Raw genomic sequence first — 23,675 nt, 5'->3', positions numbered from 1 at the left:
GTCAGGTGTTTGTAAGCTTGATAAGAGTGCGCAAATAACCTGATATTCCAAAATAAAGACAGTGATCTTAAAATATGAAAAAGCCAGAGATCTTTAAATACCAGGTAATTGATCTGGTACAAAGGAGTTTTAGCTGTCAGTTATAACTTACTGACTAAGAAAAACTCCTCTAAATAAAATGGGTAGCTTATCGGCAAATAATTTTGGGGGCCACCTAAGGGAAGAATATCTCAGGAAGATTTATGATAAAACATCCCCTTCTTGAACGCAAACATACTCTATGGGTCACAAACTTTCAGCTTATACGGAATAGCTTACAAAAAACAAGAAAATCTTACATCTGTGTGGTAGTTCCAGTTTATGGAAAGATTCCAGTTTTTAAACTATCTATATTTGTTACGGAACTTAAGTACTTATTTTTTAACCACTAACAAAATGTACTATGACGCCATTTCGAATATTTATTGTAGAAGACGACCAATGGTTTGGTAATCTTTTAAAGCATCACCTCTCTCTCAATCCGGATTACGAAGTTTATCTCTTTGCAAGTGCAAAAGAATGTCTTGATAATCTTTATAAAAAACCACACGCCATCAGCATCGATTATGAGCTGCCCGATATGAACGGAAATGATTTGCTGGCGAAGATCCATGCGGTTAACAAAAATATTCCAGCTATTATCATTAGCGCTCAGGAAGATATTTCTGTAGCGCTTAATCTCTTAAAAGGCGGTGCAGCAGACTACTTTGTTAAGAATGATAATACAAAAGAACTGTTATGGAACTCTATTCAAAAAATCAGAGAAAACTCTACCTTGAAAGAAGAAGTAGCTGAATTAAAAGAAAAACTCGGGCAGAAATTCAGCTTTGAAAAAACGATACTCGGACAAAGTCCTGCCATTAAAAAAACCTTTGCACTCGTTGAAAAAGCGGTAACCTCTAATATTAATGTGTCTATTACAGGACAAACTGGAACAGGTAAAGAAGTTGTTGCCAAAGCCATTCATTATAGCAGTGAGCGTAATAAAAAACCCTTTGTGGCTGTAAACATGGCGGCAATTCCCGCTGAACTTATGGAAAGCGAACTTTTTGGCTACGAGAAGGGAGCCTTTACAGGTGCCGTAGGCCGTAAGATTGGTAAATTTGAAGAAGCAAACGGCGGCACACTTTTTTTGGATGAGATTGCAGAACTGGATTTGAATTTGCAAAGCAAAATTTTACGTGCCTTACAAGAACGTGAGATCGTAAGGCTTGGCGGCAATGAAAAAATAAAATTTAACGCCCGCTTAATTACAGCCACTCATCGCAATCTGGCTGAAGAAGTAAAGAAGGGAACCTTCCGCGAAGACTTGTTTTACAGGATTATTGGCCTCCCCATAGAACTCTCTCCTCTCAGAGAAAGAGGAAACGATGTACTTATCCTGGGAAGGCATTTTGCTGATGCGTTTACAAAAGGGAACGGTCTTGCACCCATTCTTATTTCAGCCGGGGCAAAAGAAACTTTATTAAAATACAACTACCCGGGTAACGTACGCGAATTAAAGTCTATTATAGATCTTGCCTGCGTGATGAGTGATGGTAAAGAAATACACGCCCAGGACATTACATTTAATACACTGCAAAGTGAAGCGGTTATTACCGCTACAGAAAAAACCTTGCATGAATATACCCTGGATATCATTAAACTTTTCATGAAAAAATACGACAATGACGTGCTGGAGGTGGCCCGAAGACTGGATCTTGGTAAATCTACTATCTATAATCTTATTAAAAAGAAAGAACTTGTCATTAATTAAAATTTAACGCCACTACCATGAAAGTAGCATCGTATTTATTTCAGAATAACCAACTCGGTAAAATTCAAAGTTCTTCAGTTATGCGCCAAGACGAATGTCAGCTGCTGCTCGGTTTTGGAGGAAAAAAGAACTTAAGCTCAGAAACATTGTACAGTGAACTCCGTAAGCAATTTCCAAATGCCCAGATAGCCCTGGCTTCTACTGCAGGAGAAATTATAGACTCGGAAGTAAAAGATGATAGCCTGGTGCTAACTGCGGTTGCATTTGAAAAAACACACTTACAAACAGCTATGGTAAACAGTGCTGATTTTACATCGAGTTTTGAAGCAGGCAAAAACCTGGTAAGTAAACTCGATAAAAAAGCACTGCGTTATATTTTTATACTTTCAGATGGTGCCACGGTTAACGGCAGCGAACTGGTTAGAGGAATAGATGAAGTTAACCCTGATAAAATACCTGTTACCGGCGGACTTGCAGGAGATGGAGAAAATTTTAATTCTACCCTTGTTGGCCTTAATTGTCAGCCTGCTAAAGGAAATATTTTGGCTATTGGTTTTTATGGTGACGCTTTAAGAATATCTCACGGATCCAAAGGGGGCTGGGATATTTTTGGTCTCGAGAAAACCATTACCAAATCCAGTGCCAATAAACTCTTTGAGATCGATCACAAGAATGCACTGGGTATTTATAAAAAATACCTCGGTAAATATGCTGAAGGACTTCCCGGCTCGGCCTTACTTTTTCCTTTATCGGTGAAACTTCCAGGCAGTGAAGCGGAAGTTGTAAGAACCATTCTTTCCATTGATAAAGAAGAAGAGAGTATGGTATTTGCAGGGGATGTGCCAGAAGGAACGCGCGTAAGATTTATGAAGGCCGATTTTGAAAGGCTCATAGATGCCGCCAGTGGAGCAGCCCAGAGTACTTTTTCTTTTTCTGATAACGCCCATCCCAAACTGGCCATTTTGATTAGTTGTGTAGGCCGGAAAATAATTCTCGATAAAAGGGTAGAGGAGGAAGTAGAGGCGGTTAGAGACACACTTGGCAAAGATGTGGTAACAACAGGCTTTTATTCTTACGGAGAAATTTCTCCACTCAGCAGCGGAACCAAATGCGAACTGCACAATCAAACGATGACTATCACCACCTTTGACGAGATTTAATTATGGCATTACATCCACACCTTCAAAAACAGATCCGGAAAAATCTCTCTGATGAGATTGCTGCGAATCCCGCCCTGGATAAATTTCTGCAGGGTATAAACGATGCATTTGTGGCTCACGACCGCGACCGTGAACTTCTCACGCATGCTTTCAGCATGAGTGAGCAGGAATACCAGAACATTAATCAGAGTCTTGTAAAAGAACACGAGTTAAAAAAACTTTCTATCGAAAAACTCAAACAGGCCATAAACAAAACCGCAAGGTCTGATGATTTTACATTCGGAGCAAACGACGACGAACTTTTAAAAATTGCCGATTATCTCAATACACAAATCAGTGAAAGAAAGAATGCTGAAAAAGAACTCAGTCGCACCGTTAATCTTCTGGAAACCCTTTTGAGTAACATTAACTCCGGAATTTTAGTGGAGGACGAAAACCGGAATATATTATTTTCGAACAAAATGTTCAGCGAATTTTTTGCTATTACGCTTGAACCTGAGCAACTGAAAGGATTGAACTTTTCTGGTCGCGCTGAAAATGACAAACATTTGTTTTCCGATCCTGAAAAATTTGTTCAAAGGATAACTACACTTCTTGCTGAAAAGCAAACCGTGCTGTCTGAGGAGCTAGTTTTAGTAGATGGGCAGTACCTGGAAAGAGACTTTATTCCAATCTATATTCACAACCATTACAAGGGGCATTTATGGAAATATAGAAATATCACAGAACGTAAAACGAATGAAAATGCACTTCGCTATCTTATCAGTACACAGGAGGCAATCTTAAATGGTACCAACTATGCTATTATTTTCACCGATGTGGATGGGATGATACAATCATTCAACAAGGGTGCGGAAATAATGTTGGGTTATAAAGCAGAAGACCTTATTGGAAAACATAATCCTTCTACGTTTCATGATCTTGGGGAGATAAAAGAAAGGTCGGTACACTTATCAAAAGAACTCTCCCGGGAAATAAAACCTAGCTTCGAAACCTTTATTGCGAAAGCTAAGCGGGGTGTTGTGGAAAGTCTTGAATGGACTTACATAAGAAAAAACGGACAAAAATTTCCGGTATCTCTGACCATCTGCGCCATAAAAAATGACGTGAATGAAATAAGCGGTTATTTGGGAATTGCCCGTGATATTTCGGAAGAAAGGCAGGCCAAGGAAGCGCTTAAGGTGAGTGAAGAGAAGTACAAAAACATTATCGAAAAATCTACCGATATTATTTACAAAACAAACAAAATTGGTTATTTCACTTACGTAAATCCTGTGGCAGAGCGGATAACCGGTTATTCTCAACGCGAATTATTAAACATGCATTTTTCTGAGCTCATTAAAGATGCTTATAAACAGGAGGCTTTAGAATTTTATAAGCAGCAGGTAATTGAAAAAAAACCAACAAGCTATTTTGAGTTTCCCATAAGCACTAAAAGCGGTGCAGAGGTCTGGATTGGTCAAAGTGTTCAGTATGCAACACTCGCCGAAACTAGTTTTGAATTGACTGCACTCGCTATAGATATCACAGAAAGAAAGGCACACGAAAAAACCATTCGTCTGAAGGACGAAAAATATCAGAACATTATCGCCAACATGAACATGGGTCTTGTAGAGGTAGATAAAGATGAAACAGTCCGCCACTGCAACCAGGCCTTCTGCGAACAATCGGGTTACAGCGCCGAAGAAATAATAGGAAAAAGCATTGTGGATATAATGGTAGTAGGCTCTAGCAAGGACCTGATCAAAGAAAAATTCATGAAACGTTTATCCGGATTGTCTGACACATATGAACTGCAAATGAAAAACAAGCGGGGAGAACTGCGCTGGTGGATTGTGAGCGGTGCGCCCAACTACGACGATGCCGGGAATCTTACAGGATCTATCGGGATAAATTTTGATGTCACAGAGCGAAAAAAACTGGAGCAGGAACTGGTGGTATCAAAACAAAAAGCAGAAGAGTCTTCTAAAGCAAAAGAAGCTTTTCTGGCAAACATGAGTCACGAGATCAGAACACCTTTAAACGCCATTATCGGAATGATCCGCGAATTATCGCGCGAAGAACTTACCGGTGAACAACGCATGTACCTGCAAAATACATCCGTTGCTTCACAGCATTTATATTCTATCCTCAACAATATTCTCGATATCTCTAAAATAGAGTCTGGTGAATTTAACCTTGATCTTCAGGACTTTCAGATGAATAACATTTTTAACGACATTGTTTCTATTATGGGAAGCAAAGCCATTGAAAAAAATCTGGCCCTTAATGTTTCGGTACTGCAGGGAGTTAAGCGGGTGTTTTATGGCGATCCTATACGACTCAAACAAATCCTGCTAAACCTGGTTGGAAACGCCCTTAAGTTCACAGAAAAGGGAGGCATTACTATCGGTTGTGAACTCAAAAAAGAAACGAAGAGGAGTCAGACTCTGCAGATCTCCATTACCGATACGGGCATTGGTATGGATGCTGAGTACGTAAAAAAAATATTTACAAAGTTTTCCCAGGAAGATTTATCTACTTCCCGCAAATACGGCGGAACGGGTCTTGGCATGGTCATTACACAAGAACTGATTCACCTGATGAATGGAACTATTTCGGTGAAAAGCAAAAAAAATGAGGGGACTACTGTAACCGTAGAACTTACGTTACCCCTGGGCGACGAAACAAAAATCGTACAGGAGCAGGTAATGTTTGAGGGACATAAGAACCATGAACCGATTCGTGTTTTACTGGCAGAGGATAATGAATTTAACCGGCTCACAGCCATTAAAATTCTGGAGAGAAGTAATTGCGTTGTAGCAGAAGCAGAGAACGGTCAGCAGGCAGTAGATCTTCTAAGAAAAAAACGTTTCGACGTTATACTCATGGATCTGCAGATGCCGGTAATGGACGGTATTGAGGCTACCAAAGTGATCAGAAATGAACTAAAGCTTGCTACCCCGATTATCGCTCTAACAGCAAATGCTTTTAAAAACGAAATATCAAATTGTTTAAACGTGGGAATGAACGATTGCGTAACAAAGCCTTACGAAGAAAAACTGCTGGTAGACAGCATTTTTAAACAGGTAGAATTGCACAAAGCAGAGTTTCCTCAAACTCAGGGTGAACAAAAACTTTATACCCTCGATAAACTGCGAACCCTGGCGCGGGGCGATAGAAACTATGTGCGTAAAATGATTGGTATTTTTATTGAACAGTGCAGCGTTTCGATGGAACAAATAAATGCCGCTATGGCAATAAAGGATCTTCCAACGGTTGGTAAGATCGCACACCGCATTAAACCCAGCATAGATGGCATGAACATTCAAAGTCTTAAAGCTGAAATAAGTGAGATCGAAAAAACAGCAAAAGAACATATCTATTCAAAAAGACTGGAAGACCTGGTGAAGTATGCCGATGTTGTGCTTAAAAAAGTAATCGCGGATTTGAACGAAGAATTATAGCAGGGAGCAACTTCTAACGCCAATCCGCAAAATAGCTAAACAATTTTTTAAGTCTTACACACGAGCACTTAGGCTTAATATGTTCTGCCAGTCTGTAGATATCCGGGAAACTGTTTTCATAATCTATATCTAAGTAACGAAATACTGCGGTGTTTTAAAACCTTACTACCTCTTGGTAGCATCAACTATTGGCCATGAAAGGCATGACGGTTTACCGCCCTTATTTGCTGAGTAGACCATGTATCAAGCGGCATAGGTTGGACTATAGATTGTAAACTTCAAACCGAACTGAATTTTTAACTCACCACAACTTTTCCGAAAGATTCCTTAAATCCTGGCAAACGATCCGAAATACGTATTTAGCTTCCAGTTTTTGGAATTCAATGCTTAAGTATTTTCTTGCAAAGCTCTATTTATAAGCATCTTACATGTTTGGCCCGGTTTTTATACTAAAGGATTAAGAAATTTATTACACATGATACAGATTGCCACAACACTAAAAAAACAAATTCTTACGTTTCTTTTTGTTTTAAGCTTTGCATTCGCTAATGCTACCGGCGAACCATCTACCTGGTTCAATATTTTTGTTCCACCAAATAATGATGCTGTTCATCGCGACGTATGTTTGGTTATTACTGCCATTCAAGACAGCACACATTTTTCTATCATTGACGATGGTGCCGATGGCGATACAGATGATACAAAAACGGGTGTGCTTATGGCAGGGCAGTCTTATATCTTATACATTAAGGACAATGGCATCAACGATGATGCGAAGTATGCATCAGGTGGAACCTTAAAACAAGATGGCGACTATTTTATGGTTACTTCCGATAAACTTATTTACGCCTCTCAATCTACTAACAGCGATTGGCAGCACGACTGGGTGCCCTCAACAACCAAATCAGGCCTGGGACAAAAATTTATTGTTTATGCGCCCCAAATTACCAGCTCAAAAAGAGACTTAAATACTTTTGCCTATTTTGACAGCACAGTGATTACCATTCGTAAAATCTCTTTTGCGCCAACCCTTATTACAGGTTATACGAATATCAGCACTGCAAGTTCGACTGTGGTAGTGCAGAAAATGTTAATGGTAGGGCAGGATATCATTTATTACTCAGGTGAAGGACGGGATCTTATGAGTTCAGGCGACACCTATGTCATTGAAGCCAGCAAACCTATCACACTTCAGTATGGCGCTTTATATGGCAATGAGCGCGACGGTGGCGGATATGTGCCTTCAGCAAATGGAAGCTCTGCGGGAGAACTTTTTTATTTTGGGGTTCCCTTTCAAAGTGGTACAAAGGGCGAACAGGAAATAAGAATTGCGTCCTGGGATAATTCTAATAGTATAATTCTTGAAAGATACTATGCGGGAAGCTGGGTTAGTATGAAAACCTGGACCGTTAATTCGGGTGCAGCCGTTGACTGGGTGGGTAAAAATAATGGCAGCGTAAATTACTCTACCAGTTTTAGAGTAAGATGCAGTGCCGGAAAAAAAGTATCTGTTTTTGAAGCCAATTGGTTGGAAACAGGCAGCCCGGGCACTGCAGACATAGGTACCATGGCGAGTTCCGATCTGGGTACAAGTTCTGGTAACAACTTTCTAATTTACATGGCACCTCCGGGTCACGAGGAAAATGTGAGAGATCCTTTTACCAATGCATTATTTGGTCAAATGGTAACGCACGCCTATTTATTTTCATTCAATGATACTTGTATTGTTTCTGTAAAAGACGCTTATAGTAATGGAATTGACATAAACAGAACATATACAGTTTTACCGGGTCGTTATGTAGATTGTTTTTTAACGCTGAGCGAATGGCAGTCTATTTACAACGGTACTGGCAATAACTCCGGACCAGAACGACCGTATTTGAAAATCACATCCAACAAACCTATCAGTGTGATGAATACTAATTTTAACGACAACTGGATGATGTATTTTGGATCTTCACTGGAACAGAGTTACAAACAAATTTCAAGCTCAACAGCCGATCATGCTGCACCAGGAGACACGGTTATGGTTTCTTCGCAGATAGTGTTTAGCTCTCCGCTTAGCATTGATAGTGCATACGTGTCAGTTATAGTGGGCAGCGGGGCAAAGGTAATATCTTCGGTATTAAAAGATCAAACAACTAATACTTCTGTAAATGGAACAATCACTGAACAAACATCTCAAACACTTGTCAATTTTGCAGTTCAGGATTCATTACTGGCTACTCATAGTTATGTGGTACAAACCCAGGTAATTGCACAAGTCATGTACAATAATGGCAGCCTGCTTCCAAACAATACAGTTGTTAGTGCAGAAACAAACATATCCGGTAAAATTAACGGCACCTTACAGCAATCTTCTTCTGTAGAAGGAATTCAAATTATCTCTGCCAACACTTCGAATCTGATGTTCTCAATAGCAAACTTCGGGGCAGACCTTACAGATTCATGGACCGCAAACATAGTAGATGTGGATAACGATGGCTTAGAAGATATCTATCTCACCGTAAAGAACGCAACGGTTGCCAATATCTACTATCGCAACACCGGCAATAATACATTTATTAAATCAACTATTGCTAAGCTCACAAGTGACGCTGCTGCCAGCATCTGTTCGTCATGGGCCGACTACGACAATGACGGCGACAAAGATGTACTTGTGGTTAACAACACAAAAAAGCCTAATTCACTTTACCGTAATAACGGAAATGGCAGCTTCACCAATTTGTCGAACAGCCCGGTGGCCGATCACGTGGCTTACTTTCACAGCGGTTCTTTCGCAGATTATGACAATGATGGATTTCTTGATATTTTCCTGAGCAACTACATGCCCACAAAGTTTAATGAACTTTATCATAATAATGGTAATGGTACATTTTCGTTGGTCACAAATAATCCTATGAGCACTGAATCTTATATGTCACTTGGTTCTTCATGGGCCGATTATGATAACGACGGAGATCAGGATTTGTTTGTTCCTAATGGTGAAGGCGTTAATAATTCACTGTTTCTGAATAATGGAAATGGAACGTTTACCAGACAAAGCAATTTAATTGTATGTAACGATGGAGGGAATTCTGTGGGGAGTTGCTGGGGAGATATAAATAATGATGGTTGGCTGGATCTTTTTGTTTCTAATGCCTCTAATGAAAATGATTTTCTATACCTCAATAACAAGTCTGGTGGGTTTACAAAGATTACAGGCGACCCTGTAGTCAACAGTGGTGGACACTCCCATGGATGCTCGTTTGCAGATTTAGATAACGATATGGATTTAGATCTTTATGTAACTAACGACAAGGGTGTGAAATTTCTTTACCTGAATGACGGGGCTGGTAATTTTACTAAAAAACAAGATGAGATAATAGCTGCCAATTTTGGAAACAGTATGGGCAATTATTTTTTTGATGCGGATAAAGATGGTGATCTCGATCTTTTTGTACCAACGCATTCAGGTCAGATTAATTATTATTTCACCAATAATGGCAATGCTAACAATTGGACTAGTATTCGTTTAGCAGGTTCTTTGTCCAATAAAGATGCGATAGGCGCCCGGGTGCAAATTAAAGCAGGAGGCGTTTGGCAATCGCGTGAAGTAAATTCACAAAGTGGTTTAGGCGGGCAGAGCAGTATCCGTTGCCATTTTGGCTTAGGCATAAATACGGTAATGGATTCAATTGTGGTTCTGTGGCCTTCGGGACAAAAGCAGTATTTGACGCAGGTAACCGCCAACACCTATAATACCATTACTGAGCCAAGCGGTGGAGTAATAACAGGAGTAACTTTTTACGACAGCAATAACAATTGCGTAAAAGATGGAAATGAAAACACTATCGCCGGCTTGAGAGTGGATCTCGGCAACAATTTTCACACCATATCCAATGCCAAAGGAGAATTCAGAGCGTCTCTTCCGGTAGGTGTATATAGTTTAGCGCTCCAACCACAGGGAGTATGGCAGGCAGGATGCCCGGTTGCACAGGTATCTGTTCAATCTGTAAATAGTTCCTATTCCGTGGCGCTGCCTCTTACATCTGCTGTAAGCGGCGTTGATTTAAAAGTAGACTTGGCAACTACCGCTATGAGAAGAGGATTTAAAAATAGTGTCTACCTGCAGGTTCAAAACAATGGAAGCAGCGAGGCTTATAATGTGCCTTTGAATCTAAGCTTTGGAGGTTATATGACCGTAAAATCAAGTCAGCCATCTTATACTACTTTCAATAATGGCATTTACACCTGGCTGGTGGATACGTTGAAACCCGGGCAGGTAAAAACATTCAGCCTGATGGACTCTGTTTATCTTTCGAGAGCTATTGGCAGCAGCCTCAACTTCACCGCAACAGCTACTTATAGCAACGATCTTGCGCCACTCGATAATTCCAGAACATACTCTGCCGAAGTAGTAGGGGCCATTGACCCCAATGACCTTGTGGTTTCTCCGCGAGGGGAAGCGGATCAGGGCTTTGTGAAAAAAGGAACTACTCTTTTTTACAAAGTGCGTTTTCAGAACGTGGGTAATTACATGGCTTCTAACATTTCTATCAGCGACCGGCTACCGGAAGGTTTAAGTTTTAGTAGTATTGCCTTTGTTTCAAGCTCACATCCTTGTGAGTTCAACTACTCAGAAAATGGTGAAGTGAATGTCCGTTTTGAAAACATTAATTTAGAAGACTCTTCGTCCAATTTCAATGGTTCGCAAGGCTACCTGATATTTTCAGTAACGGTGAAAGAGGATGTGGAAGAAGGTGCTTTTATTCCAAACAGTGCCGCAATCTTTTTTGATTATGAAGATGCACTTAGCACGAACGCTGTTCTTAATACAGTAACTTATGAATATACAAGTGAAGCTCTGTTAGTATTCCCGAATCCTGGCAACAGCGATGTAACCCTGCAACTGCTCTCCGACAAAGAACAATATCAGTCGGGCAGCATCATCGAAAAAGCAGAAGTCTTTGATCTTAACGGGCAATTAATAAAACGTTTAAATGTAAATCGCACTTCCAAAATCACATTCCAGGCGCAAACTGTTTCCAGCGGTGTTTATCAATTGCGTGTGCAGGATGGTAATGGACAGTATCACTTTAAAAAGCTTGTAATTGTGAGGTAGGGGAAACGCAAACCTTCGGTGATTTTTCCGGTCGGTATAAGATCAGATTTTCCATAAAAATGCTTAGTAGTTACAAATAGGCTTAAATAAGAAGATTTTAATCTTCTTATTTTTGCATTCCAGGCACTGATGAGAGAAATTAAAAACAAAGAAGATTAATGTCACAAGTCACTGTAGTTTATCTGAATGCTATGGTCTGCGACGGCTGGTATTAGCCAATAAACCTGCTTGCTTCAGGCAGCGTTTTCTCCAAACAACTGCCGCCTCCGGCTTTCGCTCAGGGCATCGGTTTTTATGCAGGTACTAATACAGGTTCTAAAGTGTGTACTCTCTAATTTTGTTTTAAATGCTTTAAAGCTTTGTGTGTTTTTCATAAAGCTGCAATACCACAACACGCTCTTTAGTTCCTGCCACTGATAACTATAACTTTTATCAAAATTTTTATCAAGCAGAAGGCCAAGGAAGTAGTGCACCATAAAACGTGTGTCCTTGTCTTTACAACTTAAAATGCATTGACTGACGCGCATCAGGAGTTTTAAATTGCAGCTTGTCTGCATAGCCATTTCTTCGTCTTTTTTTTCCAGGGCCAAAAATTCATTTAGAACTTTAATAGGTTTACCAGGCTCGTAAAGCAAAGCGACTTCTTTAATGTCGTGCGGACTGATCATGCCGTTTATAAAGCCTTGTAGCGTGTTAGCAGTTTACCTGTCAAAAATGGACTAATTTCCCGAATGCGGAATGAAAATAAAATCGCATTCGTAATTGCATTTGATAATGAAGGAGTTATAAAAAGGCACGCAAACTGTAAATCAAATGATATAAAATACAATATCATGAAAACAATCTACTTAAAAATTAGCATTCTCATTGTCCTCCTGGGTGTATCGTTAGCTGTACCCGCCCAGGCATTACTTGTGAAAGGGCACATAAAGAATAACGACAATGAAACAACAACGGCTTATTATACACTCTCTAACTCTTACGAGATGATCCAGGTAGGAAAATGTTCTGACCTGAAATTCAAGCTGGGATATAACGACTGTTATACAATCACTTTCTCAAAACCCGGGTGCAGATCTAAAACCATTACTATTTCAACTTTTAGTAAAGAAGATTACAGGTGTGAAATTAATTTCATTGTTACCTTAGAACCGTTAGCCGTCAAAAACATTCAGGAACCCGAGCTTTACGCGGGCAAAATATATTACGACAAAACTATCAGAGACTATAATTACATAAGTTGCTGCGGCCAGGAACTGAAAGAATCTAAAAAAGAATGCGCCTCCCGCGAAAAAGTGTATTACGTTTCAAGATGATTGTACTGAAGGCTCTTGCCGTCAGACCTGAAAGTGAGCTCAAAAAAAATCACGTAGCCTAAAACAAGTAGGCGTATAAAAATTCTCTGGGATAAGCCTTACAGACATAAATTTTATGAGGCTATGTACTTTAAAAAAATAAGAATCATTATATAGGCATCGGATGTTCACAGCAGGACCTGCATAGTAAAATAAGTACAACGAAATAAAAATGTTGAAGTCGAACTGCCATTGCAGTTTATTGGACTCTGCCGGTAGTTGAAGTAGGCGTTCAAAGATAGTTGTCTTTAAAAAAAATGTTTCCTTTGGCGGAAAAGAGTTTCTTTTGCGACACTGCTTTATTTTTATTTTCTGATTTTATGAACTCCCGCCGGTGGTAGTTCCATAGAAAATAAAGAGTGTGATGGATATTCCCTAACATCCAAAACTCGCCTGATTGTTTAAAAGCAATACAAAAGCACTCTGCACAGCAATTATTATACTGGAAAAATTTCCATTTTCTGGAAAAGTCCGGGTCCTATAGAAATCGCAAACATCACGCAATCAGTTAATTGTAATTACGGCATTCTATTGGCTTTGTATCAAACACAAAACACTATAACCATGGAAAATCAGCAAGACATAAAAATATTTTTAGTAGACGACGATGCTTTTAGCCTTAATATGTACCAGCAAAACATCCTCAATTTAGGCTTCAGCAATATTTCTATTTTTTCAAACGGAGTAGATTGTTTGAATAATCTGCATCAGAAACCGGAAATTATTTTTATCGATCACAACATGGATGTGCTCACCGGTTTTGAAGTACTGAAAAAAATAAAACGCGTAGACCCAAATATTTATGTGGTGATGGTATCGGCGCAGGAAAATATGAAAACGGCTGTAGAAGCTTTAAAATATGGCGCTTTCGATTACATCATTAAAGGCGATGACGAAGCTACTAAAATGCAGAAAGTCATAGACCGCATTTTTCTTATCAAAGAGGAGATTAGAAATAGTAATCCTTCTTTTCTTCAAAAAATACTTTCCATTTTTTAGAATGAAAACTATTCTTTACATACTTACCATCCTGGTAGTGGTTTCCTGTAAAAACCAAAACCTGCTTGTTCAGAACCGCGCTACCGTAAAGGCCGGGCAGCATGCTGCAGATTCGGTATTTGCCTACAATGCAGTTTACCAATACACCATCCGCGAGGACGATAAGATCTCCATCAGCGTATGGGGACAAGATGAAGTGAGTGTAGGTTCTACCTACGGAATTTATAATTCAAACGAAGTGTACGGCAAGTGGCTGCTGGTGGATGCAAACGGAAATATTGAACTCCCAAAACTTGGCAAATTTCAGGTCCTCGGAAAAACAGTAATAGAACTAAAAGACACCTTAAAAAAAATGTTGGCTCAGTGGATCTTGAATCCTGTAGTAGATGTGAAGGTATTGAACAAACAAATTACTTTATTAGGTGAAGTTAAAAGTCCGGGTGTTATAACTGTTGATAAAGAACACAACAATTTATTAGACATGGTAGCCCGTGTAGGAGGTTTTGAATTTTATGCCAACCTTAAAAAAGTGAAAGTACTACGTCAGCATGGCGCCGATGTTTGGGTAACCAACATTGACCTGACTCACGACAAAGACTATCTGAATCAAAATCTTGCTTTACAACCCGGTGATGTCATCATTGTGCCTTCCAAAAAATACAAAACATTTGATAAACGCATAGCAACCATTATTCCTTTTACAACAGCGATTAGCGCAGCAGCAATTATTTTTGGCTTATTTTAAAAAACATGGAAGAGAATTTACGCATATTAAAACCGTTCCTGAGAGGATTTCCGCTGGTACTTCTGGTAGTTATTGCAGCGGTTCTATTTGCGAAAAAGTACCTTAACTATGTAACTCCTATGTATGAAAGCACTGCTAAGCTGAAGCTTGCAGATGCCAATGAAGGCGTTCCCCACAGCAACCTCTTTAAAAATTTCGACGTATTTGCCTCAGCAAATAAAATTGCCGGCGAAATTGAAGTTTTAAAATCAACTGCACTCCTGGAGAAAACCTTAGAGGGGTTGAATTTTAATTTCGAGATCTACCGCGTTGGCGATGTGCAATCGGTTGAGCTATTTGGCAATTCGCCCATCCTGGTTGAAGGTACTTTCACTTCTGAAAAAGCAAAAGACAAACGCTATAAGCTAAAAGTTATTTCTCCCAAAATGTATGAACTGCTTTTACCGGGTTCTTTGCTGCCCTTAACCGGCATGTTTGACAAGCCACTGGCTTTTCCCTATGGTACTTTTTTTGTTTCACTAAACAAAGAATTCTTAAAGAATAAAGCAGATGCAAAACTGGCAGATACTTATGAATTTGAATTTTTAAGTCAGCAAAAATTGCTTGCCAAAATAAACAAGACGCTTGACATTGTTCCCGTAGACAAGGATGTACCTGTAATCCGCATCAACATTAAGAGCAATGTCCCTGAAAAAGCTGCTCTCTTTGTGAACAAGCTCGCCGAAACCTATATCTACGATTACATTGAAAACAAATACAAGGCAGCCAATACTACGGTGTTATTTCTTGACAAACAAATTAAAGACGCCGGTGATAAACTCGCAGAGTCAGAAAATAAAATAGAAGATTACAGGAATGAAAAAAGCATCACCAACATCCGCCAGGAAACAGAAACAGATTTGAGAAAACTTTCGCAGTTAAAAGTGCAACAAACAAATATGAAGATGAGCCTTCTTGCCATTGAAGATCTGAACAACTACATCCGTTCAGGACAAGGGAATTTTTTGGAACTAGCTCCCAACTTTGAAGCCTTCAACGATCTGCTCTCCACTGAAATGGTGAAGAATATTAAAAAATTACAGGCAGATAAAAAAGACCTTCTGCTTGTATATACTGGCAACGACGAGCGCGTGAAGGTAATAGACGAAAAGATAAAAGACCTTACAAGTTATTTGATTGAAAGTATTAACAACACCCGCAAGAACCTGGAAGTAAAATACGAACAACTTAACGCCGATATTAAGGCAGCCGAAGAAGTATTTGTAGATGTTCCTGAAAAAGAGAAAATGCTCATGATTCTGAACCGTGATTTTGACTTACTTCAGGGCTCCTATAATTTTTTAAATGAAAAGAAAATTGAAGCGGAAATAGCTCAATCGGCCAAGATCGCCTTTCACAAAATTATTTCATTCGGTGAAATTTCTAACGCGCCGGTTTCGCCTAACCGTTCCATCATTGTCATTGTATCAGCGCTGCTAGCTCTGTTAGGATCAGTAGTCATTATTTACAGTGTTCATTTTGCAAAAGCAAAAGTTAACGATGTTTACACCATTCAAACCAGTTCTGCAACACCTGTCGCTATCTGCACGCCGTTTCTTACTGGAAACCAGGCGACGGAAAATCATTTTTTGAAAGAGAGCATTCAGTTAGAATTAAAGAAAATTATTCAGAATCAAACTACTGTGACCTTTTCCTCCGCCTCCTTAAAAGAAGGTGCGCATTTTCATGCTTTGCATCTGGCCGAAGCATTGGTCTTACAAGGTAGAAAAGTAGTACTGGCAGACGCGGCCGGCAATTTAAATAACCTGCATGTTAAACCTGCTATGGAGAATCTGCTTTACGTAGACCTTACACCGCCGGAGTTCACAAGGTATTCAAAAATAAAAATGAAAGCCTGCTTAGATTCATTTCTTGCAGAATGCGATGTTGTTGTTGTAAATAATCAATCTCTTGCGGATGAAAAAATAGGACTGTTATTGATGAGCGTGTCTTCGAGCAACCTTGTTGTACTGGACTCGCGGAGAACTTCTTCCAAACAGATCACAAAGATGGATCTTCTTAAAGAAGAATATCAACTTCCTGATGTTTGGTTTGTGTTAAACCGTGCAGGATACAACCCGGGTGTTATTAAACAAAGTGTTGCCTGTGTAAAATCACTTGTAAGTAAACTCTCTCTTCTTAAAAAATGAAAAGTTTAAAGCGCATAATAAACTCTAATAGATTCCTGGTTCTTGGCGATCAGGGTATTTACAGCGCTACAAGCTTCCTGTCGACTTTGTTTTTTGCCCGTTTACTTAGCGCGCGTGATTTTGGCATTTACTCAACAGTTATATTGGTAAACTTTCTGATCATCAGTATTACAAATGCTTTGATCATCCAGCCCTTCCAGGTGAATGTTTCTTCCGCAGAAAACAACAGGTCCTATACGTCATTTTGCCTGGCATTTCAGCTCCTGCTTACCTTTTTATCTGTTGCTTGCCTTTGCTTATTCAGTAACATAAGTTTCTTTTCAGAACTTCGGCCTTTTATTCTTTATGTGAGTTTACTCTCGGCAGGATTTATACTTCATGATTTTTTCCGGAAATCATTTCTTGCTCAAGCCAAAACGAAAAAAGCTTTTCTGGTTGACTCACTCTTGGCTTTATCGCAGTTTTGCGCCATTGGAGTTCTTTATTACTCTGAACTGACAGAACTTTCAGGCGTTTTGCTTTATACTGGTCTTGCTTATTTACCCGCGATCTTTTTTTCACTTCTTTATGCGGAGTTCAGCTTCTTCAACTTTAAAAACTGGCGACAACATATAAAGATGCATGTAACGCAGGGAAGTTGGTTATTTCTTGTAGCAGTGCTGCAATGGGGCTCTGGTAACTTGTTTGTTCTTATGTCTGGTGTACTTATTGGCATCGAGGCGCTGGGAGCATTGCGTCTTGTGCAGTCACTGTTCGGTGTGCTTAACGTTATGCTTCAAACTTTCGAAAATTATGTATTGCCACAGGCTACGCGGTTGTATACACATTCTGTGTCAGACTCTAAAGTCTATCTTCGTTCCGTAACGGTTAAAGGTGCTTTCGCTTTTGGTGCGGTTCTTTTGCTGCTTTGTATTTTTTCGACCTCTTTTATAAGTTTGGCAGGAGGCTCTAAATATGCTGAGTATGGGTATCTCGTGCAGGGCATGTCGTTTTTATATTTTATCATCTTTATTGGTTACCCCATTCGCATGAGTGTGCGCATGCTTATACTTAATCGTAGTTTCTTTATAGGCTATCTTTTATCCTTCCTCTTCAGTTTTGCTACCTATAATTTCTTAATTCAGCGCTGGCACTTAGGTGGTGTACTTGCCGGGCTTATTCTTAACCAGCTGTTAATGCTGTTATACTGGCAGTATCAACTCAACAAAAACAAATTTTACTTATGGAAATAATACACGTCGTTTTAGGAAAAGCTAATCCCAACCGCATGAACGGGGTAAACAAAGTGGTTTATCAGTTGGCAACTTACCAGTTCAATGCGGGTATCAACGTGAGTGTTTGGGGTATTACCAAAGAAACAACAGTAAATTACGACGAACGTAATTTTATCACGCGTCTCTACAAATCGCACCGCAATCCTTTTAAAGTGGATGCACGCCTGGTTAAAGCTATTGAAGCAAAGGGTAAGGATACGATCTTTCATGTACATGGAGGATGGATTCCTGCCTTCTCCTCACTTTCGAAACTGTTTGCAAAAAACAAGTTAACCTTTGTATTCACGCCACATGGGGCTTATAACACCATAGCCATGAACCGAAGCTTTTTCACAAAACGCCTTTATTTTAGTTTATTCGAAAAGCCTATGCTTAAAAGGGCTTCAAAAATTCATTGCATTGGACAAAGCGAAGTGGAGGGACTTGGTAAAATTTACCAGTCCGGCAAAACCTGCCTGCTTCCTTACGGATACGAAGTACACACCGTTAGAGAAGAACATGAATATAAAAAAGGCTCAGAATTTATTGTTGGCTTTGTTGGCAGGTTAGATGTGTATACTAAAGGGCTCGATCTTTTACTCAATGCATTTGAGACATTTAATAAAACCCATAGTCATAGCAAACTGTGGATCATTGGTGACGGTACAGACAGGAAAAAGTTTGAGCTGGAAGTAAGGCGTAAAAATTTACGTGATAAAGTGATTTTATTTGGAGGCGTTTTTGGAAAAGAGAAAGATCTGTTGATTAGCAAAATGCATTTGTTTGCGCATCCATCAAGGAACGAAGGATTACCTTCATCAGTACTGGAAGCCTCGAGCCTTGGCATTCCTTGTATGATAAGCAAAGCAACAAATGTGGCAGAACAAGTAACGCGTTATAGATCGGGAATAGTATTGCCGAACAATGATGCTCCTTCAATATGCAGCGCACTCCAAACCTTTTACGCTCTCTGGCAGGAAAATAAACTTGAAGCATATTCGGATAATGCACAAAAAATGGTAAGCAGCGAATTTAACTGGAAAAAAATCCTCAGGGATTTCGGAACGCTTTACGCCGCATAAAAGTGATGACGACAGATTCAAATAAAGAGCATGCTGAGTTCCTGAAGAAGATGGATCGTTTTCTTTTTGTGATCTTATTATTAATGGTGGCTTGCTTTTTTACCTGGAGCGAAAATGTGATTATTACAAGGGGAATAAAAGTAGTAGGACGAATGGGGGTAATGATCTCTTCGATTGTGGCGTATAAAAAAATTATCCGCTATGGAGCCGCCGATTCGTTAAAGTACATAAATGTATTTGCCCCGGTTCTATACCTGGGGTATTTACTGCTTGGTCTTGCGTCCTTTACCTGGAGTACCAATCCAGGCTTCAGCGCCCTGCAGTGGTTAATGACTACTCAAAGTCTGGTCTTTGCCTTTTTCTTTGTAAAGAGTTTAATGTTGCTGGATGTATATTTTCCGGGTCATAAAATCAGAATGTATCACCAGCTGGGAAATACTGTTTTTATTCTCATTAGCGTTTTTGTAATCGGCATGTGGGTTGATCCTGATACTTTTTTTCGGTTAACAGACGGAGGAAAAGAATCGCGCCTGGGCGGCTACATCATGAATCCCAACGAACTGGGAATGCTGGCAGGTACCGGTGTTGCTTGTCTCATTTTTGACCTCTACAGAAATCACAATAAAGTGTGGACCTTGTTCAAACTGCTGGTTATCTTTTATGCGCTGTACATGACGGGCTCAAGGAGTTCATTAATCGGTGGCTTGTTGATTATTTTTTTTCACATCAATCAATCGAAAAATAAAAAGCTCAAAGCCGCTATTATTGGGGGCGTATTACTGATCATTCCTGCAGCTGTAAACCAGGTTTTTTTAAAAGGGGGTGATAGCAAAAAAATGGAAGAGGTGATGAGCATGACCGGTCGCTTACCTTTTTGGACTGCGCTCATCAATGAAGGCTTACCAAGAGAGCCGCTGCTTGGCTTTGGTTTTATGCGCATTGATTATAAAGAATATTTTCAAAGCACTCACACATATCCAGGTAAAATGACACACAATACTTTTATGCAGGTGTTGATGAGTTTGGGTTTTATTGGCCTTACGATTGTTATTTTCCAGATCATTTTTACTATACGCGGATTTCTTTCGGCTGAGAAAGAAAAAAAATTAATGGTCTTCGGAATTCTTATTCCCATTGTTATCAATTCATTTACCGAATTTGGTATTTTCGGCGAGTCTAACTACGGCATTCTGTTTTACCAGCTCCTTATTTTTTCTGTCTCCTTCAAAGACTCTGCACACCTCACATTAAGCCAGAAGTTTTACCTGAAAAGAAAAAGACCAGAGCTTTCTTTTTAATCGTTTAATTCCAACAAACGTTTTAGTTTTCCAAATATTGGAATGATAAACACTTCTTTCAGCATGTAATTGGTTTAATATTAGCACTTTGAACTTATGGCAAGCTACTTGGAAGGTATAAGTATCAAATCAACAACTCATGAAAGCTATCTTCGAAAAATTAGGGTACAGTGTTTCGGAAACAAAATCTGCCATACATTCAAAGGAAATAAAATTGTTAAGCATACTTAACCCCGACGGCTCTATCCGCTGGGTATGGCCAGCTGAACTAAAAACTCCTTTGTTCCTGAAGTTTTATAACCTGGGGAGCCTCAAGTCGGGTTTATTTTATTTGTTGGTGAAAATGATCTTTTTATGCCGCCTGCATAAGTTAGTTTTTAAAAGCAGATCTTTATTCGTGGAAGAGCACAGCGCGGAGTCACAGCTGGCTATGCGTTTTAAAAACTGGGCACTTTTTACAGGCACTACCGGCATTAATAACAAAGCGGTTCTATACAATGAGATTAACGGCCTTGGCACTTTCAAAAAAATTGCGACTACCGAAACTGCTGCCCGCTTAATACAAAACGAAGTACAGGCGCTCGACAGACTGTTCGCTTCTAACATCCGCAATTTTTGTTTCCCCGACACCATCAAGGTAACGGAAGCTACTCTTGAGCTGTCGGATATTTCTGAAGACGGGGTAAGAATAAAACATTTTACTCCCCTGCATATTTCAGCATTGATGGAGTTAAATGAAATATCCTCTTTTCTTACACCACTTCATGAACTAAGTAGCTGGACGAAACTAAAAAAGGATCTTAATTATTTGAAAGAGCTTAATGATCCGCGCATTCCAAAAGGGATGATTAGAAAACTGGAAAAAATGATGTGGCATACCAATGAAACTTCGGAAACTGAAATCTCTTTAAGTCATGGCGATTTTACTCCCTGGAATATGTTTGAGTGCGATAACAAACTTCATATCTATGATTGGGAATTGAGTAGTCCTATGAGACCACTTGGCTTTGATGCGTTTCATTTTATTATACAACAAGGTATTCTCGTAGACCGTAAAAGCTGGTCGGAGATAAAAAATGAAATAGATCTGAAAATTGATGCTAACACTTTTTCAAAGCTCTCTAAGTTTGACAAGGGCACAAAAGAAGAGTACCTGCAACTTTATCTCGTTTTTAATTGCGTAAATTATCTGCAGATCTATTCACAGCAAAAAAATTGGCACACACAGGTAAATTGGTTACTAAGCACCTGGAACGATGCCTTAAGCGAGTTTGCTTTGAATTGGGAGACACAAAGAGAAGTACTTCTGTTGGATCTTTTCGATTTCCTGAATGCGAAAAATTACGCAGCGATAAAATTTCCGAATGTTCTCCCTGAAAACATCAACAAATATTCTGATGTGGATCTATGTGTAGATGAATCTTTAAACAAAACGTTAAAAAAATATCTTTTAAACCATCCACTGGTGAGCAAACTAAAAACAACAAAGAGCTCGTTTATGGCTAATCACCAGCTGATCTGCAAAGACGGGAGTATGCTAAGCCTTGACTTGATCTGGAATATAAAAAGAAAAGACCTGGTAATGCTCGATGCAAAAACGCTATTGGCAAATGCCAGTGTAAACGCCTTTGGCATTCGTTGTCTTGAAACACTCGATAACGTGCGCTACATTGGTTTATTTTACGCACTTAACGAATGCAATATTCCTGAAAAATATAAAGTATATGCTGACTTGCTTGAAAAATCCGGTCAGAAAATTGACCAGGCACTGCTTCCTTTTTTTATTGACGACCATGGAAATAAAGCTGCTTACATAAGACTTGTTTTAAAATCAAATAAAGTGAACAAAGGTTTCAGTGCTTTAAAAAATCGCCTTAACTATATGTTAGATACAATGCGCAGCTTCTTCCGCTTCAATGGCATGATCATTACATTTAGTGGCGTAGACGGTGCGGGCAAATCTACCGTTATCGAAAAAGTAAAACACAGAATTGAAAAACAGCTCCGCAAAAGAGTGGTAGTCATTCGTCACCGCCCCTCTGTATTGCCCATCTTGAGCGCGCTAACAAAAGGAAAAGTTATTGCTGAAAAAGAAGCAGGTAACAGACTGCCACGCCAGGGAAGTAACAAAAGCGCTCTTTCATCATTATTACGTTTCAGCTACTATTACACAGACTATCTATTCGGTCAGTTTGTAGTGTATTTTAAATACGTGAGCCGCGGCTACGTTGTATTGTACGATCGCTACTATTACGATTTTATAAACGACAGTAAACGCAGTAACATCATCCTTCCCACTTCGTTTATTCGCGGAGGATTTCGTTTCCTGATGCGACCTAAGTTCAACTTTTTTCTTTACGCAAAACCAGAAGTGATTCTTGCCCGTAAAAAAGAACTGGATACAAAAACAATAGAGGAGCTTAATTCCAGGTACATTAAACTTTTTCAATCTCTTAAAGATGAAAACGTAAAGGGGCATTATGCAAGCATTGAGAATATTGAGCTAAACACCACCCTCGACACAATTTTTAACGATCTCACAACAAAAGCAGCTTGATCATGAAAACCCTGCTTCAGAAAATAATAAGACTGCGCAATCCTAACTTTAGTTTCGATACAGGCTTAAATAATTTTGCCCTCCTGCAGTTTATCTGGTTACAGGTATTTAATCTCCTGCGTGGCTTGCGTGTACTATTAGCTTTAAAAAATCCAAAAGGGATGTTGCGCGAGCCCGGTGTGCGATTCTTTAATCTTCCAAAAATAACCTGGGGAAAATTTGTAAAGTTTGGCTCGCATGTTTATATAAGCGCTCTTGGAAAAGGAGAATTAACTATTGGCAATGGTTCTGGAATTGGCGCATTCAGCAGAATAATTGTTTCTACCTCTCTCTATAAACTGGGAAGTTCGATCCACATTGGCAATTACGTTTCCATTGGTGAATTCGCCTACCTGGGTGGGGGAGGTGGCCTGGAGATCGGTGACGAATGCATCATCGGCCAGTATTTAAGCTGTCATCCTGAAAACCACGTTGCTAGTGACCTTAACGTTTCTATCCGCTTCCAGGATGTAACGCGCAAAGGAATAAAAATAGGAAAGAATTGCTGGATCGGAAGTAAAGTAACCGTACTCGACGGTGTTGAGATCGGCGATGGCTGCATCATAGCCGCCGGCGCGGTAGTTACAAAATCATTTCCCGCTAACAGTGTTATTGGTGGATTACCTGCAAAATTAATTAAAACAAGAAATTAA

15 protein-coding genes are annotated in these 23,675 nt (G+C 39.5%); 13 read left to right on the top strand and 2 right to left on the bottom strand.

What is annotated here, in order from left to right; all coding sequences use genetic code 11:
• The first annotated feature begins 442 nt into the window (after window positions 1-442).
• The 4 genes from CNR22_22950 to CNR22_22935 all read left to right on the top strand — a co-directional run bounded on the left by CNR22_22950 (window position 443) and on the right by CNR22_22935 (window position 11,505).
• On the top strand, window positions 443-1,795 hold the full coding sequence (locus CNR22_22950; protein PBQ34516.1) for a regulator: 1,353 nt from the start codon (window positions 443-445) through the stop codon (window positions 1,793-1,795).
• Window positions 1,796-1,812: 17 nt separating this feature from the next.
• The gene (locus CNR22_22945) at window positions 1,813-2,955 is read left to right on the top strand and encodes a histidine kinase (protein PBQ34515.1); all 1,143 of its coding nucleotides are present in this window, start codon (window positions 1,813-1,815) and stop codon (window positions 2,953-2,955) included.
• Between the two features lie 2 nt (window positions 2,956-2,957).
• Window positions 2,958-6,401 (top strand): hypothetical protein, encoded by a 3,444-nt coding sequence (locus tag CNR22_22940; protein ID PBQ34514.1) that lies wholly within the window; start codon window positions 2,958-2,960, stop codon window positions 6,399-6,401.
• 475 nt (window positions 6,402-6,876) lie between these two features.
• Entirely contained in the window at window positions 6,877-11,505 is a 4,629-nt protein-coding gene (locus tag CNR22_22935; protein PBQ34513.1) for a hypothetical protein, read from the top strand.
• Here CNR22_22935 and CNR22_22930 read toward each other — a convergent pair.
• On the bottom strand, window positions 11,475-11,654 hold the full coding sequence (locus tag CNR22_22930) for a hypothetical protein (protein ID PBQ34512.1): 180 nt from the start codon (window positions 11,652-11,654) through the stop codon (window positions 11,475-11,477). The genes CNR22_22935 and CNR22_22930 overlap by 31 nt on opposite strands.
• 84 nt (window positions 11,655-11,738) lie before the next feature.
• Window positions 11,739-12,173, bottom strand: coding sequence for a hypothetical protein (locus CNR22_22925; GenBank protein PBQ34511.1), 435 nt, complete (start codon window positions 12,171-12,173; stop codon window positions 11,739-11,741).
• Between the two features lie 63 nt (window positions 12,174-12,236).
• Between CNR22_22925 and CNR22_22920 the strand changes: the two genes are divergently transcribed.
• From CNR22_22920 to CNR22_22880, 9 genes are all read left to right on the top strand, one after another.
• Complete coding sequence (locus CNR22_22920; GenBank protein ID PBQ34510.1) at window positions 12,237-12,821, top strand: hypothetical protein; 585 nt, start codon at window positions 12,237-12,239, stop codon at window positions 12,819-12,821.
• 603 nt (window positions 12,822-13,424) lie between these two features.
• The gene (locus tag CNR22_22915) at window positions 13,425-13,859 is read left to right on the top strand and encodes a response regulator (GenBank protein ID PBQ34509.1); all 435 of its coding nucleotides are present in this window, start codon (window positions 13,425-13,427) and stop codon (window positions 13,857-13,859) included.
• Window position 13,860: 1 nt separating this feature from the next.
• Window positions 13,861-14,604, top strand: a complete 744-nt coding sequence (locus CNR22_22910; GenBank protein ID PBQ34508.1) for a hypothetical protein — start codon at window positions 13,861-13,863, stop codon at window positions 14,602-14,604.
• 5 nt (window positions 14,605-14,609) lie between these two features.
• Window positions 14,610-16,793 carry a hypothetical protein gene (locus CNR22_22905; GenBank protein PBQ34507.1) on the top strand — a complete coding sequence of 728 codons (2,184 nt, stop codon included), beginning with the start codon at window positions 14,610-14,612 and terminating at the stop codon, window positions 16,791-16,793.
• Entirely contained in the window at window positions 16,790-18,025 is a 1,236-nt protein-coding gene (locus CNR22_22900) for a hypothetical protein (GenBank protein PBQ34506.1), read from the top strand. Before CNR22_22905 ends, CNR22_22900 begins: the two co-directional genes overlap by 4 nt.
• Window positions 18,016-19,128, top strand: a complete 1,113-nt coding sequence (locus CNR22_22895) for a hypothetical protein (protein ID PBQ34505.1) — start codon at window positions 18,016-18,018, stop codon at window positions 19,126-19,128. The genes CNR22_22900 and CNR22_22895 overlap by 10 nt, the downstream gene beginning before the upstream one ends.
• Window positions 19,129-19,133: 5 nt before the next feature.
• Window positions 19,134-20,426, top strand: a complete 1,293-nt coding sequence (locus CNR22_22890; protein ID PBQ34504.1) for an exopolysaccharide transporter — start codon at window positions 19,134-19,136, stop codon at window positions 20,424-20,426.
• A gap of 139 nt (window positions 20,427-20,565) precedes the next feature.
• The gene (locus tag CNR22_22885) at window positions 20,566-22,983 is read left to right on the top strand and encodes a hypothetical protein (GenBank protein ID PBQ34503.1); all 2,418 of its coding nucleotides are present in this window, start codon (window positions 20,566-20,568) and stop codon (window positions 22,981-22,983) included.
• A 2-nt stretch (window positions 22,984-22,985) separates the two neighbouring features.
• Window positions 22,986-23,675: an acetyltransferase gene (locus CNR22_22880; protein ID PBQ34502.1), complete on the top strand. Its 690-nt coding sequence runs from the start codon at window positions 22,986-22,988 to the stop codon at window positions 23,673-23,675.

It is taken from the genome of Sphingobacteriaceae bacterium (genome assembly GCA_002319075.1).
GTDB lineage: Bacteria > Bacteroidota > Bacteroidia > B-17B0 > Aurantibacillaceae > Aurantibacillus.
The sequence above is the reverse complement of the archived record's forward strand: the minus strand, read 5'-3'. Positions and strand labels throughout refer to the sequence as shown.

What these genes read in the sequence shown, in the direction of transcription:
- CNR22_22940 (PBQ34514.1), top strand. Translation starts at nt 2,958, where the DNA reads ATGGCATTACATCCACACCTTCAAAAACAGATCCGGAAAAATCTCTCT.
- CNR22_22895 (PBQ34505.1), top strand. Translation starts at nt 18,016, where the DNA reads ATGGAAATAATACACGTCGTTTTAGGAAAAGCTAATCCCAACCGCATG.
- CNR22_22905 (PBQ34507.1), top strand. Translation starts at nt 14,610, where the DNA reads ATGGAAGAGAATTTACGCATATTAAAACCGTTCCTGAGAGGATTTCCG.
- CNR22_22920 (PBQ34510.1), top strand. Translation starts at nt 12,237, where the DNA reads ATGCGGAATGAAAATAAAATCGCATTCGTAATTGCATTTGATAATGAA.
- CNR22_22950 (PBQ34516.1), top strand. Translation starts at nt 443, where the DNA reads ATGACGCCATTTCGAATATTTATTGTAGAAGACGACCAATGGTTTGGT.
- CNR22_22935 (PBQ34513.1), top strand. Translation starts at nt 6,877, where the DNA reads ATGATACAGATTGCCACAACACTAAAAAAACAAATTCTTACGTTTCTT.
- CNR22_22890 (PBQ34504.1), top strand. Translation starts at nt 19,134, where the DNA reads ATGACGACAGATTCAAATAAAGAGCATGCTGAGTTCCTGAAGAAGATG.
- CNR22_22910 (PBQ34508.1), top strand. Translation starts at nt 13,861, where the DNA reads ATGAAAACTATTCTTTACATACTTACCATCCTGGTAGTGGTTTCCTGT.
- CNR22_22900 (PBQ34506.1), top strand. Translation starts at nt 16,790, where the DNA reads ATGAAAAGTTTAAAGCGCATAATAAACTCTAATAGATTCCTGGTTCTT.
- CNR22_22880 (PBQ34502.1), top strand. Translation starts at nt 22,986, where the DNA reads ATGAAAACCCTGCTTCAGAAAATAATAAGACTGCGCAATCCTAACTTT.
- CNR22_22925 (PBQ34511.1), bottom strand. Translation starts at nt 12,173, where the DNA reads ATGATCAGTCCGCACGACATTAAAGAAGTCGCTTTGCTTTACGAGCCT.
- CNR22_22885 (PBQ34503.1), top strand. Translation starts at nt 20,566, where the DNA reads ATGAAAGCTATCTTCGAAAAATTAGGGTACAGTGTTTCGGAAACAAAA.
- CNR22_22915 (PBQ34509.1), top strand. Translation starts at nt 13,425, where the DNA reads ATGGAAAATCAGCAAGACATAAAAATATTTTTAGTAGACGACGATGCT.
- CNR22_22945 (PBQ34515.1), top strand. Translation starts at nt 1,813, where the DNA reads ATGAAAGTAGCATCGTATTTATTTCAGAATAACCAACTCGGTAAAATT.